Source organism: Peribacillus sp. Bi134, assembly GCF_918698065.1.
Taxonomy (GTDB): Bacteria; Bacillota; Bacilli; order Bacillales; family DSM-1321; genus Peribacillus.
In genome coordinates this window covers 479,403-495,328 of the sequence record NZ_CAKKLN010000003.1, presented here as the reverse complement: position 1 = coordinate 495,328, position 15,926 = coordinate 479,403, and the positions used below count along the sequence as shown (strand labels likewise).

At 40.4% G+C, this 15,926-nt stretch carries 12 protein-coding genes; 9 read left to right on the top strand and 3 right to left on the bottom strand.

The features are described from left to right. Positions 1–275 precede the first annotated feature (275 nt). A complete protein-coding gene (locus tag LQ188_RS08215; protein WP_230176524.1) occupies positions 276–1,640 on the bottom strand; it encodes a citrate:proton symporter in 1,365 nt (454 codons plus the stop codon). A gap of 935 nt (positions 1,641–2,575) precedes the next feature. On the opposite strand from LQ188_RS08215, the gene ttdA reads away from it, so the two are divergent. Then, positions 2,576–3,487: a L(+)-tartrate dehydratase subunit alpha gene (ttdA, locus tag LQ188_RS08210; protein ID WP_230176523.1), complete on the top strand. Its 912-nt coding sequence runs from the start codon at positions 2,576–2,578 to the stop codon at positions 3,485–3,487. After that, entirely contained in the window at positions 3,484–4,095 is a 612-nt protein-coding gene (gene ttdB, locus LQ188_RS08205; protein ID WP_230176522.1) for a L(+)-tartrate dehydratase subunit beta, read from the top strand. The genes ttdA and ttdB overlap by 4 nt, the downstream gene beginning before the upstream one ends. A gap of 166 nt (positions 4,096–4,261) precedes the next feature. On the opposite strand, the gene LQ188_RS08200 is transcribed toward ttdB, so the two are convergent. Then, positions 4,262–5,059, bottom strand: a complete 798-nt coding sequence (locus tag LQ188_RS08200; protein ID WP_230176521.1) for a GntR family transcriptional regulator — start codon at positions 5,057–5,059, stop codon at positions 4,262–4,264. Positions 5,060–5,929: 870 nt separating this feature from the next. Here LQ188_RS08200 and LQ188_RS08195 point away from each other — a divergent pair. The 7 genes from LQ188_RS08195 (at position 5,930) to LQ188_RS08165 (ending at position 14,859) form a co-directional block, all read left to right on the top strand. Beyond that, positions 5,930–7,528, top strand: coding sequence for a long-chain fatty acid--CoA ligase (locus tag LQ188_RS08195; protein ID WP_230176520.1), 1,599 nt, complete (start codon positions 5,930–5,932; stop codon positions 7,526–7,528). Positions 7,529–7,621: 93 nt separating this feature from the next. Beyond that, a complete protein-coding gene (locus tag LQ188_RS08190) occupies positions 7,622–8,890 on the top strand; it encodes an MFS transporter (protein WP_101221668.1) in 1,269 nt (422 codons plus the stop codon). Positions 8,891–8,985: 95 nt separating this feature from the next. Then, entirely contained in the window at positions 8,986–10,158 is a 1,173-nt protein-coding gene (locus LQ188_RS08185) for a thiolase family protein (RefSeq protein WP_230176519.1), read from the top strand. Positions 10,159–10,295: 137 nt separating this feature from the next. Beyond that, positions 10,296–11,444: an acyl-CoA dehydrogenase family protein gene (locus LQ188_RS08180; protein ID WP_230176518.1), complete on the top strand. Its 1,149-nt coding sequence runs from the start codon at positions 10,296–10,298 to the stop codon at positions 11,442–11,444. A 69-nt stretch (positions 11,445–11,513) separates the two neighbouring features. Continuing rightward, positions 11,514–12,698: a thiolase family protein gene (locus LQ188_RS08175; RefSeq protein WP_230176517.1), complete on the top strand. Its 1,185-nt coding sequence runs from the start codon at positions 11,514–11,516 to the stop codon at positions 12,696–12,698. Positions 12,699–12,784: 86 nt separating this feature from the next. Continuing rightward, positions 12,785–13,189 carry a PaaI family thioesterase gene (locus tag LQ188_RS08170; RefSeq protein WP_101221671.1) on the top strand — a complete coding sequence of 135 codons (405 nt, stop codon included), beginning with the start codon at positions 12,785–12,787 and terminating at the stop codon, positions 13,187–13,189. Positions 13,190–13,251: 62 nt separating this feature from the next. Continuing rightward, a complete protein-coding gene (locus LQ188_RS08165; protein ID WP_230176516.1) occupies positions 13,252–14,859 on the top strand; it encodes a long-chain fatty acid--CoA ligase in 1,608 nt (535 codons plus the stop codon). A gap of 92 nt (positions 14,860–14,951) precedes the next feature. Here the strand turns inward: LQ188_RS08165 and LQ188_RS08160 are convergent, their stop codons facing one another. Further along, entirely contained in the window at positions 14,952–15,704 is a 753-nt protein-coding gene (locus LQ188_RS08160; RefSeq protein WP_230176515.1) for a hypothetical protein, read from the bottom strand. Positions 15,705–15,926: the final 222 nt, after the last annotated feature.

Below are 15,926 nucleotides of genomic sequence, written 5' to 3'. Positions count from 1 at the left end.
AAAATCAACGAGATCCTTCCTGTAAATAGTAATCTAGTGATTCGCGTCGTAACTTTTAGGGGAATTTTGCTTTGAAAAAAGGATTACACAAATTAGTCCTGACTAATTTGTGTAATCCTTTTACATCTTTTCAATAAACACGCCTTATATTCAGTAGCAGCGACAAGATTTTGATAGAATGCTTTTATTCTAGTGTATGTACATTCTGCGTATATTTGTGTTGCAGTGAAATGGAAGATATTTGTTTCAATCAAGCTCTTATAAGGACTTTTTTTCTATATCGGCAATGCCCCGGTTAATGTATAAACAACTAGGTATATAAGTATGATGGGCCAAGCATAAATTACATACTTTATTTGAAAGTCTATAAAGTTTGTCTCCGTAGAATCAACTAACATATATAGAGCTGGAATAACTGGTGAAATTAGACGGAATGCTTGTCCCACCATGGAAGCTACAGCTGCTTCGCTAGCAGAAATTCCATATTGGCCCATAACATCTGACATAACGCCGGCAATCCCAAAATAGAAAGCATCTTGCGGTAAAAATGTAATTGCAGGTGCTGCAATTAATGCGTAGATTGGTGCCATATTTGAGCCTAGTGATTCTGGGATCATAGCTGTAATAGATGTTGCTAAAGCGGTTGACATCCCGCTACCTGTTAAAACGCCAGAGAAAACCCCGGCAGCCAAAGTTGCCAAAGCTGGTGCTAAAGCATCTGCCGCTAAGTCATCAATTCGTTTATTAATAAGACTTGTAGACTTATAGTTTACCGTAAGGGCAATTGCTGCACCTATACCAAATAAAACACCGCCATGTGCAACATCAATCACAAGCATAACTAAAATAGCTAGCGTTAAAATCAAATTAAAAGCATATAGTTTAGGTCGCTTTAATTCAGGATCTTTTAGACGAATAGCGTTTAACATACTTTCCAATTGCTCTGGAGAAATATCTTTAGCTGTCTTAGGATCAAAGTTTAAGCGTTTTCTTTCTTTTATTCCGATAAAATAAGCCATAAAAATTGCAAATACTTCAGCAACTAGCATTCCTGGCAATAAATCTTTAAACAATTCGCTAATACTTACACCCATTGCTGTGCTTGCAGCAATTGTTGGGCCTCCCCATGGTAACTGATTAAAAATTCCAATAGGGGTAACGATAATTACTGCTAAATAAATTAGCTTAATATTCATTTGTTTATAAAGTTGAAGGAAAGCAGCAACACAAATGATAATAGTTGTAGTAGTATCACCATTCATAGTGACTACTGTCGCAGTTAAAACGGTTGCCATTGTAACTTTCAATGGGTCCCCTTTTGCTTTTTTTATAAAGAATTCACATAAAGGGTCAAACAAACCGACATTAAGCATTAAACCAAAATACAACACCGCAAATAAGATAACGATAGCAGGTGAAATAACCCCAGTAGAAACCTTTCCTGTTTCTTCATCTACACTAAATAAAATACCTTCTTTAATCCATTCAAACAGATCCAAAAAGGAAGCGCCCGTTACAAAGGTTGCAATTGCTCCAAAGACAAATGGAATAATTGTTAATGCCCCGAAAACAGATAATTTATTTTTTGAGAGAAGTACAATGAATACAATGATCATTAATAATGCTAGGAATGTTAACATACAAACCAGCTCCCGTATAAAGTATGAACCTAAGTTTTTTGTAATTTTAAATAGTAAGTATATGACTACGAATTTAAGCTTTGAATATATTTATCTTTTATCCAGAACCTTATCAGAAGGGCCAACTTTAAATGAGGTTCTAGGTTCTTTTTCATTTATTTGATGAAACTAACTCGCTAGCAATGGAAGCGTATACAAAAATGTTCATCACTTATGATAATACGAAAAAACAAATCGTGGATGTAGGAGAATACATTGGTAGGGCAATGTTATTAAACGTTCTCTTTTTTTACGTACACCCCCATTTCTATAATCTTTGAGTGACAGGACTTTTTTCTAAAATCTAAGTTCTCCAGATTAAGAATGATTACAAATGGAAATTTTGCTCGAAAGCGCAACCAATAATATCACTCCTTGTATTTCTAAATTTGATTGTATGTTAATGTATACGTTAATGTCAACTTAATTTTTAGAATATTCAACCTTTTTAATATGAGATTTATAAAATAATGTAGAAAATACATTATGTAGTGAAGAAGTTACGTTTTTACCCAGAAATTAATTTTAATAATATGAAATAAAACCATTGACTTTAATGTATACGTTATTTAATAATTAGCTCATAAGATATTTACATTACTCTGGTTCACATGCAAGAGATGTGAATAGTGGTAGGAGAGCTAGTAATGAAGGAAAAATCTTTTTTTGCATCTATCCCTGATGAAGAAATTTGATTCCTCCCTTTAAGGTTGTGGGTATATCGAAAATGGGCATATGGTGGATGCTAAGGGATTTAGAAAAGCTTTACTTAGCAATTGATATAGCTGGAGCCGGGGTTTTGGTGTCAGAATATTCTTACATTGAGCCTTGAAGACAGTTACCAAATTTCTTCTCTTTCTACACAAACTATTAAAGATAAAAAAAGGAGAGTTATTATGAGTGTTATTATGGAAAAGTTACAGCAAAAAGAAAAGATGACTGATTTGATGGCAAGGTTTGTCTCCCTTGTCAGCTACAAACTTCCCGATGATGTGGAAAATAAACTGAAAGAACTAAGTGAAGAGGAAGATAATAAGCTTGCAAAAATCATTTACAAAACCATGTTTGATAATCAAAAGCTGGCTTATGAGTTAAAGAGACCTTCATGTCAGGATACAGGTGTTCTCCAGTTTTTTGTTAAGTGCGGACAGAACTTCCCCCTGATTGGACAGTTAGATAGTATTCTGAGGGATAGTGTGTATAAGTCAACTCAAGAAACTCCATTGCGACACAATTCTGTAGAAACATTTGATGAGTACAATACAGGAAAGAACATCGGTGACGGTTCACCAAGCATCTTCTGGGAAATTGCAGAAGACAGTGATAAAGTGGAAATCTATACTTATATGGCAGGAGGAGGTTGTACCCTTCCTGGAGTCGCGACGGTTCTAATGCCGGGTGAAGGCTATGAAGGTGTGGTAAAGTTTGTTCTCGATCGGATGACTAGTTATGGAATTAATGCCTGTCCTCCACTTCTTGTTGGTGTGGGCGTCGGTACTTCTGTAGAAACAGCAGCTATGAACTCTAAAAAAGCTCTTATGAGACCTGTTGGAAGTCGTAATGAAAATGAAAATGCTGCTAAGATGGAAAAGCTTCTTGAAGATGGAATTAACGCTATTGGCCTTGGACCTCAGGGGCTTAAGGGATCTAAATCTGTCATGGGTGTAAATGTTGTGAATACGGCAAGGCATCCTTCTACTATTGGTGTGGCAATTAATACAGGGTGCTGGTCCCATAGAAGAGGAAAGATCACCTTTGACAGTAATTTGAACTATGAAATTAGTACTCACGAGGGGGTAACACTATGAGTAAAAAAGTATTAACCACACCTATAAAAGATGAGGATCTTAAGGACATAAGAATTGGAGACATTATCTACCTATCAGGTACACTGGTTACTTGCAGAGATGTTGCCCACAGGAGACTTATAGAAGAGAAGATCCCTTTACCTGTAGATCTTAAGGGCAAAGCCATATTTCACGCAGGTCCCATTGTTAGAGACCTTGGAAAGGAACAGTACGAAATTGTTTCTATTGGTCCAACAACGAGTATGAGAATGGAAAAATTCGAAAAGGAATTTATCGAAGAAACAGGTGTTAAACTTATTGTTGGAAAAGGTGGAATGGGGAAGAATACTGAAGTAGGATGCAAGAATCATAAAGCGCTGCATCTCGTCTATCCAGCCGGAAATGCAGTTTATGCGGCAACAAAGGTTGAACAGATCAGAGAAGTACACTGGAAAGACCTTGGGATGCCAGAATCTCTTTGGGTATGTGAAGTGAATGAGTTCGGTCCTCTTATCGTTTCCATTGATACAGAAGGAAATAACATCTTTGAAGAAAATAAGGTGGAGTTCAATAAAAAGAAGGAAGAACAATATGAGTTAATCAGTAAACAAGTGAGATTCATCAAGTAAGTTATGGAGTAAGAATCTATCATTATTAATAAATTAAGGCTGTAGAGATTTCACAGAAATCAACTACAGCCTTTTTTAATATTATGGAATTTCCATAATGGGTTAGTTTATGATGATAAACCAAATATCAAAACTGATTTATCAATATTAAGTACGACTGTCTAAATCATGGAAAAGTCTCGTTATTTCCCGTTTCTTCCGGTAATGGAGGCATAGATTGAAGAGCATCTAGAATTTCGTTACGCGCTCTAAAGCGATGAGATTGCAACATAGTTCGTACAGCTTCAGGCTCGCCTGCTCGCATGACTGCTAAAATCGCCTTATGTTCAGTCACTGATCGTGTTGGCTTTGGTCGAAGCCCAATTGTGTATAAGCGTGCGCGATAGAGTTGGTCAGACTGACTATCAACAATCCCTCTTAGGCGTGGGTTTTGAGCTAAATCAACAATATAATTATGAAATTGATCATCGAGTTCTGTCCATGCAAGTAGATCGTTTAGTTCTAGTGCCTTTTCTTGTTCTTCAATCAGATGTTCAAGTTGGTTTAACTCTTGGTGAGTAGCACGACCGGTAGCGAGTCTGCCAGCAACACCATCGAGCGCTTCCACCACTTCATAAATCTGTTGAAGATCATCTGCTACAAGTGGTGCAACAATAAAACCACGACGCGGTATGAGCCGTACCCAGCCTTCCGTTTCCAAACGGACAAGTGATTCACGTACAGGTGTCCTGCTCATGCCCAGGATTTCTGCCATTTCCCTCTCTAGTACAGTCTGTCCAGGCGGCAATTGAAGGTGGCGAATCGCATGTCGAACAGCTAGATAAGCACGTTGTGGCAATCGTGACTCTCCATTTACATCTAAATTAGATAAAAATGAACGAACAGCTAGAGAAAGGTCAGACTGATCTAGTCTTTTAACATTAGAATCAGGTGTTTGAGGTGTTTTTTGATTATTCATTTCCATATCACTCATCCCGACAAATTTCAAATTTTATGTAATACATAACCAAATAATGTTGAGTAGGTTATGATTAACAAGGTTATATTATGACTTTACAAGTAAATCATAACAGAAAAACAATCACTCTCTCAATTGGTAAAATTGAAAAACAGATAATCTTGGTAAAGGTCATAAGTGATGATTATCTTATTATTCACAAAAAAGCACTCTATATCCAGAGGATTTGAGGGGGCTTTCGTTAAACAACGGGGTTGCTGCGGCAGCCCCTTTTCTTAATCGACACATAGTTTATATAAATTGTTCATCAAACATATACTAAGAGAGATACTAAAAAGTGAAAGAACGAGATATTAGGTCTTAACAGGATGGTCCGATCGATTGAACCAGTTATGTGGCTTGGGTGAATCTTGGATTCAGCGCTGGAAAAATCAGTCTGCGAATGCCCCTACGTTAAAAAATCCTGGAATGGAGATTGAGCTCTTTATTTAATACACTCGTAAGCCAAGTTTCATTAAATATTACACTTGCCCATCCTTAGCTGGATAGGCTTTTCAAATTTCTTTATACACCATGATAAAATCAAAATCATGATTTGTGAGTAGAGGTAATCTATAATATGGAAAAAACCTACTTTTTAAAATCGTTAGAAAACCAATCGGAGTTTGTTTGAAATTCAAAAATGAATTATGGGCATTTCGATGAATCCTCTACAGAAAGGCATTATTAGTGTATAAAATTCATAAATGAATTGAGTTGTACGTAAAATCTTGCTGTTTTACTCCTTTATAGGACTTGGCATGCAAGTTGCATAATCATATAAGTATAAAATAAACATGCACGATATGAAATTCGTTTATGTGTGGAGGGATAATGGTGCGAAAAACGATAAATAAACCATGGGAGCAATGGTATGTTGAAAGTATGAAATCTATGAAGCTACCGGAAATATCCGTCTATTCACTGCTTGATATAACAGCAAGTAAGTTTCCACACCATACAGCCATCATTTATGAAGACCAGTCAATGGATTATAAGAATTTAAAATTGCAGGTAGACAAACTTGCTGGTAAATGGAGAGAAATGGGCTTTGTTAAAGGTGAACGAATTGGTCTGATGATGGCCAACCATCCTTATTTCATTATCAGTTATTACGCTGCCCAGGCACTAGGCCTGTTGGTTGTACAAATTAATCCCATGTATAAACCGCGGGAACTATTGCAAATTTTAATAGACTCAAATACAAAGAATATCGTATTTGACAATACGGCCGCAGTTACAATCGAAGAAACGAAAGCGATATTTGAATTTGATGTTTGCATTGATACGGAAAAAGATCAAAACGGCTCTTATTCCCTTCAAACGATGATTAAGACCGGTGACGCCATTAAGAAGCCCGTAATGATAAGCCCGCATGAAGATACTGCAGTCATCCAATATACTGGCGGCACCACTGGGAAAATGAAGGGTGTCATGCTCACTCACCATAATTTAACCTCCAATGTCGTGCAGAGCTTTGAAATGTATGGGGATTCCTTGAAACCTGGCGAAGAAATCGTTTTGGCAGCTACGCCCCTTTACCATGTTTATGCCATGACAAGTGCAATGAATCTAGGTATCTATATTGGAGCTGCCATCCTCTTATTTCCTAAATTCGAACTTGAAGAAGTACTTGCAAAAATAAAAATGCATCGTCCGACATTCTTTCCAGGAGTTCCAAAAATGTATAATGCATTTGTCAATCATCCTGGAATTGAAAACTATGGACTGAATTGTTTAAAAAGTTGTTCTTGTGGATCGGCGCCCCTGCCAGTTGAAGTAATTAAGCGATTCGAGGAGCTGACCGGTGCCAAAATCGGAGAGGGTTTCGGTTTGTCGGAGGCCTCACCATCCACTCATCGTAATCCGCCTTTCGGAAAAAGGAAAATAGGAAGCATTGGCATCCCTTTTCCAGGCACTGACTGTATGATCATTGACGATGAAAATAATGAAGTGCCTAACACATGCGTTGGGGAGTTGCTCATAAAAGGTCCGCAAATCATGAAGGGTTATTGGAATAACGAAGCCGAAACCAAAAAGACCTTACAGAATGACTGGCTATATACTGGCGATCTTGCTGTGATGGATGACGAAGGTTATTTCTATATCGTCGGCAGGAAAAAAGAAATGATCATCGTCGGCGGATTCAATATTTACCCGCAGGAGGTAGAAGGGGTTCTGTATGAACATCCAGCAGTTAAAGAGGCAGCTGTGGTGGGCATCCCCCATAAAGAAAAAGGCGAAATAGTAAAAGCATTCATCGTCCCTAAAGAAAGCGCTTCCGTGGATATTGAAGAAATAGAAGGATATTGTTATTCCCAATTGACGCCTTATAAGGTACCAAAAGTATTTGAATTGAGACAAGAACTTCCGCGAAATACAGTGGGAAAACTTTTAAAAAGATTGTTAGTTAAAGAGGAATTAGAAAAGGATTGAAAGAGGGGGAATGTGGTTCCAACATATAAGTTGAAGCTTACGTTGGAAGGCATGCCAGATTGTGAACAAAAATAATGAAGAGGAGGGATTCATATGCGTTGGGTTGTTCTCATTCTATTATTCTTTGGAGCCGTCATCAATTTTGCAGATAAATCGATCGTAGGTCTCGCAGCTGTTCCCATCATGAAGGAATTCGATCTTACCTATGCGGAGTGGGGTCTTGTTGGAAGCAGTTATTATTGGCTCTACCCAGTAACAGGGATTTTTGGGGCAGCATGGGCCGATCGGCTGGGGGCTAAAAAGGTACTGGGATTCATCATGCTGACATGGACCGTTTTGCAATTCGGGGTCTTAGCCATCACTGCTCTTCCATTATTAATTCTATACAGGATTTTGCTGGGAGCATTCGAAGGGCCTTATAGCCCGATTGCTTACAGTCATGCCGATAAGTGGTTTCCGCCGAAACTGAAAGGCTTTGCCAATTCGGTGGTGGTTGGCGGAGGGACCGTTGGTGCGATGATCGTGGCACCGATCCTCGTTTCCTTAATTACGATATTCGGCTGGAAGGTTGCCTTTGCAGCACTTGGTGCAGCAAGCCTTGTTTGGTTCTTCCTCTTTCAATTTTTAACAAAGGAAAATCCAGTTGAAGTATATGAAAACGTACAAAAGAAAAAGAAACAAAAACTTGAAAAAATAAAGGTGAAAGACTTTTTGCTGCTACTGGCCTCACCTACTGCTTTGTTTACTACACTAGCTTATTTTTCAACATATATTTTAGTTGTTTGGTTTTCAGTTTGGCTCCCGATTTATTTAGTGGAAGCCGTAAAAATGACTCCAGGTCAAATGGGAACAAGTGTTGCGATAATCGGAATCGTTTCCGTATGTATTTATATGGGTGTTTCGATGGCGTCCGATCATTTATTCAAGAAGAATCAGAATTGGCGATCATCAAGGGTATTCGTCGTCGCGGGCGCCATGATTCTTGGTGCATTGTTCTTTTCCTCAATCATGGTATTTCAAAATCCAATCTGGGTGATAGTCGCCATGTGTTTAGCAAAGGGCCTTACATATGCCATTTTACCGATTGGACCAACGATCATGATCAATGAAATGCAGGAGCGGGGGGGATTGATGACGAGCATCTTAACATCATCAGGAAATCTAGCGGGAATTGTTGCACCTCTATTAACTGGCTATATCATAAGTCTAGCTGGAGGAAATCAACTATTGGGTTATAATCTATCGATATTGTTCATGGCCATCCTTGTCCTGGCTTTTGGCATCCTGTTTGCCATATTCGTTAAACCTGCCGGGAAACTTAAAAATAAAAGTTCTGATAATTTTGACCTTAAGTCCTCATAAGCAGGGTCGAACCTGCTTACATTCAATGAAACTAGTGAAGAGAAGGAATGCCTTCAAATAATGGAGTGAATAAAAGGAAAAGGAGCGGATGGGACATGAATAGAGAAGCCGTCATAGTTTCTGCAGTTCGAACAGCAATTGGAAAGCAGGGAGGTGCACTTGCATCTGTTCCTGCCCATGTATTTGGAGCAGAAGTGATGAAAGAAGCCTTGAAACGAGCGAATGTCGAACCTCGAGTGATAGATGATGTAATCATGGGGAATGTGTTAAGCGGGGGTGGAAACATTGCCAGGTTAACTGCACTGGAAACTGGCCTCTCAATTCATCTTCCGGGACTGACTGTCGATCGTCAATGCGGCTCGGGAATAAATGCTGTCAACTTGGCTGCACTAGCGATCCGGGCTGGCGAAGGAGATGTCTATATCGCCGGTGGGGTCGAGAGCATGAGCAGGGCGCCATACTTGATGGATCGTCCGGAAAAAGCATACAGTGCAAAGCCGCCACAGTTCAGAAAGTCACGGTTGTCCCCGAAGGTGATCGGCGATCCCCCGATGGGAATCACTGCTGAAAACTTAGCGGAAAAATATGAGGTCAGCAGGGAAGAACAAGATGAATTCGCTCTACAAAGCCAAAAAAATATGGCCAGAGCCGTGGAAGAGGGCCGTTTCAATGAGCAAATTGCGCCTATTTACATTCCCGTCAGAAAAGGTGACGATATTGAATTTAAATTGGATGAACATCCACGACCGCAAATAACGAAAGAAGGGCTAGCCAAATTATCGCCTGCGTTTTTAGAAGGCGGGTCCGTGACTGCAGGCAATAGTTCGGGATTGAATGATGCAGCATCAGCATTGGTCATCATGTCGAGGGAAAAAGCGGTGGAATTGGGGATTAAGCCTTTAGCGACGATCAGGGCACAGGCCGTTGCAGGGGTAGATCCAAATTATATGGGAATAGGACCTGTTCCCGCTATAAGAAAGGTAATGGAGAAATCAGGGCTTTCTTTAAATGAAATGGACATCATTGAAATTAATGAAGCATTCGCCGCTCAAGTCATTGCTTGCAATCGGGAGCTTGATATGAATCCCGCCAGAGTGAATGTGAATGGGGGAGCCATAGCACATGGACACCCACTAGGTGCGACGGGTGCCATCCTCATTACGAAAGCGGTTTATGAATTGAAGCGTTCTGCCGGAAGGTTTGCTCTTATTACGGCTTGCATTGGAGGCGGACAGGGAATTGCTACGATAATTGAACGTGAAGCTTGATTTTGTAAGTGTGTTTAGCAGAATACATTGAATTCCGTTAAATGGTTAGATGACACAGCATTCAGCTCTATATGCCCTATTAAGAAAACTTGTACAATGGCTGCTATACATGAACAGACCTAAGGAGGAATAAACTTATGACAATCACTTTAACCAAGGAAATGCAGCAAATGAAGGAAATGATCCGTAATTTTGTTGAAAGGGAAGTGGAGCCCTACGCCTTACAAATTGAAGAAGAAGATGCCATCCCTGAGCATTTGGTGGAAAAAGCAAAAGACCTTGGCTTATTCGGGATAAGCATTCCCGAACAATACGGTGGAATTGGCTTAAATTCGGTGGGAAAAGCTACCGTATTAGAGCAGTTAGGAAGGACACATAATGGTTTTGTTTCTTTAATAAGCGCTCACACCGGGATTGGAAGTACAGGTCTTGTTAAGCTTGCATCCGAACATTTGAAAAATAAATACTTGCCAGAAATGGCAGCAGGCACGAAAATTGGTGCCTTTGCTTTATCTGAACCAGGAGCGGGATCGGATGCAACCAATTTGGCAACAAGTGCAGAAAAGAAGGGTGATTACTGGGTGATGAACGGGACGAAACATTTCATCACGAATGGGCCGATTGCTGATGTGTATACAGTATTCGCTCTAACGGATAAAGATAAAGGGGCAAAGGGGGGGATTACCGCTTTTTTAGTAGAAAGAGATTTTCCCGGTTTGACTGTCGGCAAAAAGGACAAAAAAATGGGGTTGAGGGGATCATATACCTCACAGGTCATTTTCGAGGATTGTATCATACCTGAAGAAAATGTTATCGGCGAAGTCGGAATGGGATATATCTCTGCCCTGAAAATTTTAGGTGAAGGGCGTGTAGGTTTGGCTGCAAGAGCAGTGGGGTCAAGCGGTAAATTGATTGAATTATCAGCTAAGTATGCAAAAGAGCGCATTCAATTCGGTAAACCAATCGCAGACAACCAAGCGATCCAATGGATGCTTGCTGATATGGCAACCGAAACGGAAGCCGCAAGGGCATTGACGATGATGGCGGCACAAAAGATTGATGAAGGAAAAAAAGTGATCAAGGAAGCATCAATGGCAAAGCTGTTCGCTTCAGACGTTTTTAATCGGGTGGCGGATAAAGCGGTTCAAATTCATGGAGGAATGGGATATATGGCCGAATATCCAGTTGAACGTTTTTATAGGGATGCCCGCATAACGAAGATATATGAAGGAACGAATGAAATCCAACGTTTAATCATTGCTAGGAATGTCTTGGAAGAGTGTTAAGTGTTTACTGTTTTTTTCGGGCAGGTTCTCTTTTGCCCAGGTATCCGGATTTTAAGGGGGAGGAACGAAATGGGAGAAGATATCGTGATCGTGAGTGCTGTACGAACACCAATTGGAAGGTACGGTGGAGCATTTAAAGAAATCAGTTCCGGTCATTTGGCGAGCATTGCCATTAAAGAAGCGATCAGGCGGGCGAATATTGCAGCTGAACAAGTGGATGAAGTCATTTTCGGGGAGGTTAGGCAAACGACCGAATCCTCGAATGTAGCCAGAGTTGCAGCACTGCGCTCAGGAATTCCCGATTCGGCACCGGCTTTTACGGTAAACCGCTTATGTGCATCCGGAATGCAGGCCATCACCTCAGCAGCACAGCAAATAAGCTCAGGTCAAGCAAATATAGTCGTTGCCGGCGGTACGGAAAGCATGAGCCGCGCACCGCTTTATTTAAGAAGTGCCCGTTTTGGGGGAGACCGGACAAGGCTAGTGGATTCTAATACTGAAGCTGGACAGCAGCCTCAAGAAATTTATGGAAAAAGTTTAGGGATGGGAATTACCGCTGAAAATGTCGCACAGCGATACAACATTTCCAGGGAAGAACAAGATGCCTTTTCAGTGGAAAGTCAACGAAGAGCGGCGCAAGCGATAAAAGAAGGAAAGTTCAAGGATGAGATCGTTCCTGTCCAGGTCTCTGACAGGAAGAGTACGGTTACAATTGAAACGGATGAATATCCACGCCCCGATACCACAATGGAAAAGCTTGCAAGCTTAAAACCGGCATTCAGGGAAAACGGAACCGTCACTGCAGGGAATGCTTGTGGCCGTAATGACGGGGCAGCTGCATTGGTATTAATGAAGGCCAGTGAAGCGGAACGGTTGCAAGTACAGCCAATCGCAAAGATCGTCGATTGGGCGACTGCCGGAGTTTCTCCAGATGTGATGGGAATTGGTCCAGTACCAGCCGTTGGAAAACTTATGGAGCGCACCGGGAAAAAAGTTGAAGAAATTGGGCTTTTCGAATTAAATGAAGCGTTCGCTTCACAAGCATTGGCAGTAATCAGGGATTTATCGTTAGATGAAAACAAGGTGAATGTAAACGGAGGCGCCATTGCACTTGGGCACCCAGTCGGATCGACGGGCGCAAGGATCGTGACAACGCTAATACATGAACTGATTCGCAGGAAAGAAAGATATGGAGTTGCTACACTTTGTGTTGGCGGCGGACAGGGAATGGCTATCATGATTGAAACGATTTAGGCCAACGATAAAGGAGTGGATACCCTATACGTTTCTGCTCCTTTCCGTATATAAGTTGAATTGCGCATAAGTGAGGGGGAGAAAGATTGCCAGTTGAAGTGGAGGATATTCGGAATCAATTCGAAAGTAGTGCATTCTTTTCACATATAGGGTTTGAAATCATTCGGTTTGAAGAAGGGAATGTAACAATAAAGCTAAACATTGAAGAACATTTACTTAATGTTAATGGATCACTGCACGGGGGCATTCATGCCACCATGCTGGATACCATTCTAGGAATGGTGACTCGTTCCGTTACCAAATCTAAAGTTGTGACGACAAGCTTAACTGTACATTATTTAGCCAGCATATCAAGCGGGGAACTATTCGCGGAAGCAAAAGTCCTTCAAAAAGGATACAAAATTGCCTTTACTGAAGGAGAAATAAAAGATACTGAAGGCAACATCATTGCAAAGGGCACAGGGATTTTTAAAATCATTCGTGATAAATGAGGCAAAGATATCAAGTCGGCTGATAAGTGACTATGCTCCATTTTACTAGAAAAGAATGAGGTGTGAAAAAATTGACTAGAGCTTGGCATGGATTTTATCCGAAAGAAACTCCTGCTGAAATTAATATTCCAACATTGTCATTATATGGACTCCTTGAACGTTCAGCCCAACTTTACCCAACCTGCAAAGCCGTAATAGATGGGGATCGGGAAATGACATATATGGAATTAAAGGATGCCTCAGATCGCTTTGCTGTGAATTTAGACAAACGAGGATTTCAAACAGACGATCGCATAGCAATCATGCTGCCAAATTGTCTAGAATATATCATTGCCTATTATGCCATTCATCGTTTGGGAGGTATGGTCGTTCAAGTGAACCCGCTATATCGGTCTAGTGAATTGGATTATATATTACGGGATTCAGAAGCCAATTGGTTCATTGGGCGTGAGGAACAAAGGGGAAAATTAGTGCTAACAAGTTTTTCTGATAGATTAACGTTCATATCTGCCGAGGAATTAATAGAAACTGGAACGGATTTATCAAGGAAAGTTAAGGAACTTCCTGCCCTGGCTATCGACCCCAAGGAGGCTGTGGCTGTTCTTCAATATACAGGAGGGACTACAGGGAAATCAAAAGGGGTCATGCTTACGCATTTTAATTTGATCTCGAATGTATTCCAAGACTTTGCCTTCACGGCGAATGCACTTCATCTCCAAAGGCCTGGCGAACGGATGCTTGGCTTGACCCCATTATTCCATGTGTTTGGTAATGGACGATTGAATAGTGCCATATATGCCGGATCAACTTATATCACAATAGAGAGATTTGAAATAGATAAGGTAGTGGATTTGATTCGAACACATAGGCCAACCATTTTTCCTGGTGTCCCGACCATGTATATTGCTTTACTGAATCACCCGGATATAACGGCTGACGATTTAAGTTGCTTTAAGTACTGCAGCTGTGGCTCTGCACCGCTCCCGATAGAAATCATTCATCAGTTCGAAATAAAATTCCGGATTACAATATTGGAAGGTTTTGGAATGTCAGAAACATCTCCCACTACCCACCGCAATCCAGTGATAGGACAGAAAAAACCAGGAAGTATCGGAATTCCGTATCCTAATACCGATGCTAAAATCGTCGATCTGAAATCAGGTGTTGATGAATTGCCAGCAGGAGAAACAGGCGAACTGATCATTAAAGGTCCGCAAGTAATGAGGGGATATTGGAAAAATCAAGAGGAAACGGCAACAGCTTTGCGAGATGGATGGCTTTACACTGGGGATATCGCGACGATGGATGAAGACGGATATTTTTATATCGTAGGCAGGAAGAAAGATATGATCATTGCAAGTGGTTATAATGTTTATCCAATTGAAGTCGAGGATATTATTTATCAGCATCCAGCCGTAAAAGAGACTTGTGTGTATGGAGTACCGGATTCCTACCGTGGGGAAACGATAAAAGCGGTTATAGTCTTAAAGAAAGGAAAGTCAGTCTCGGAGCAGGAAATCAGGGAGTTTTGCATGCAACGCTTGGCCAGATATAAAGTGCCGCGAAGTTTTGAGTTCAGGGAGCAACTGCCAAAATCAGCTGTCGGGAAAATATTGCGCAGAATATTAATGGAGGAAGCAACGCAGAGTCCTATTGCCGGGGAGAGATAAGCATATCAGTTATCAGTGAGCTCAGATGAAACCTTAAATAAGTGAAACCTTTTTTCGAGGTTCCCCTTATTTAGGGTTTATAGACTATAAAACTACTTTTCTTTTAGGGGAATTTCAAATGAAGTCCCATCCACCAGTAATTCATGAGACTCACCATCCGCTATATCATCGGTAGTGAATGAAAAGGAATCGAGCCGATCTAATTTTGCCTCTGGATCAACCAATAAACCAATTGTGCCTTTTCTCAATTCTCCTGGTTGGTAATCTGATCGACTTACTTTTTTTGTCCCTATAAAAGTATCCCCGGAATGGATGAAATTTTTAGAAGGCACATCATATGTAAGATCATCATTGAAAGTAACATTTTCCATGCTGAAGAACTGAAGTTCCTTCGAATCTTTATTTTCAATAGAATAAGTTATCTCCAGATAAGAAACCTCTTCATCGATATCCGTTTTAGACAACGCCGCCTGTTGATCGATTTCCTCCATGGATAAATTCTCTTTATAATATATCGAATAGGCCTCTTCAAAACTCAATCCTGTATAGAACTTGAGCTCCTCCTTTGCTTCATCTGTGAGTGATGATAATTGAATCCTGCGGATATCCTTGACTGTGATGACCATCGGTGCCAATTCAAATGACTCATTAATAGACTTCGATTCTAGTAATGTGAATGATCCCCAATTTTTTTGGCGAACCTTATCGCCGACTTCTTTAAGATGGATCCCGCCATATTCCTCCACCTCAGGAATTTTGGATTCCTTGGCCTCCGCATTTTTCCCTTTTTCAGTTTGATCGCTCCCGAAATAATTGTAGGCAATTACACTTATACAAATAAGCAATAACCCAACAATTGTTGAAATGATCCATCTTTTACGGATACTTCATCACTCCTTGTCTTAAAACGTTGATGTCAAAGTATAATATACCATTTTCTTTGCAAAAGAAGGAAAGGGGAGTACCCAAAGGTCCATCTTGTGCGGATTAACTTAACCCATTATAAAAATAAAAAAAAGAATGAAAGTTAAAGGGCTAAGCGGAAAAAGGAAGTAACCTAGAAATGG

What these genes read in the sequence shown, in the direction of transcription:
- LQ188_RS08200 (WP_230176521.1), bottom strand. Translation starts at nt 5,059, where the DNA reads ATGGAAATGAATAATCAAAAAACACCTCAAACACCTGATTCTAATGTT.
- LQ188_RS08175 (WP_230176517.1), top strand. Translation starts at nt 11,514, where the DNA reads ATGGGAGAAGATATCGTGATCGTGAGTGCTGTACGAACACCAATTGGA.
- ttdA (WP_230176523.1), top strand. Translation starts at nt 2,576, where the DNA reads ATGAGTGTTATTATGGAAAAGTTACAGCAAAAAGAAAAGATGACTGAT.
- ttdB (WP_230176522.1), top strand. Translation starts at nt 3,484, where the DNA reads ATGAGTAAAAAAGTATTAACCACACCTATAAAAGATGAGGATCTTAAG.
- LQ188_RS08190 (WP_101221668.1), top strand. Translation starts at nt 7,622, where the DNA reads ATGCGTTGGGTTGTTCTCATTCTATTATTCTTTGGAGCCGTCATCAAT.
- LQ188_RS08215 (WP_230176524.1), bottom strand. Translation starts at nt 1,640, where the DNA reads ATGTTAACATTCCTAGCATTATTAATGATCATTGTATTCATTGTACTT.
- LQ188_RS08185 (WP_230176519.1), top strand. Translation starts at nt 8,986, where the DNA reads ATGAATAGAGAAGCCGTCATAGTTTCTGCAGTTCGAACAGCAATTGGA.
- LQ188_RS08180 (WP_230176518.1), top strand. Translation starts at nt 10,296, where the DNA reads ATGACAATCACTTTAACCAAGGAAATGCAGCAAATGAAGGAAATGATC.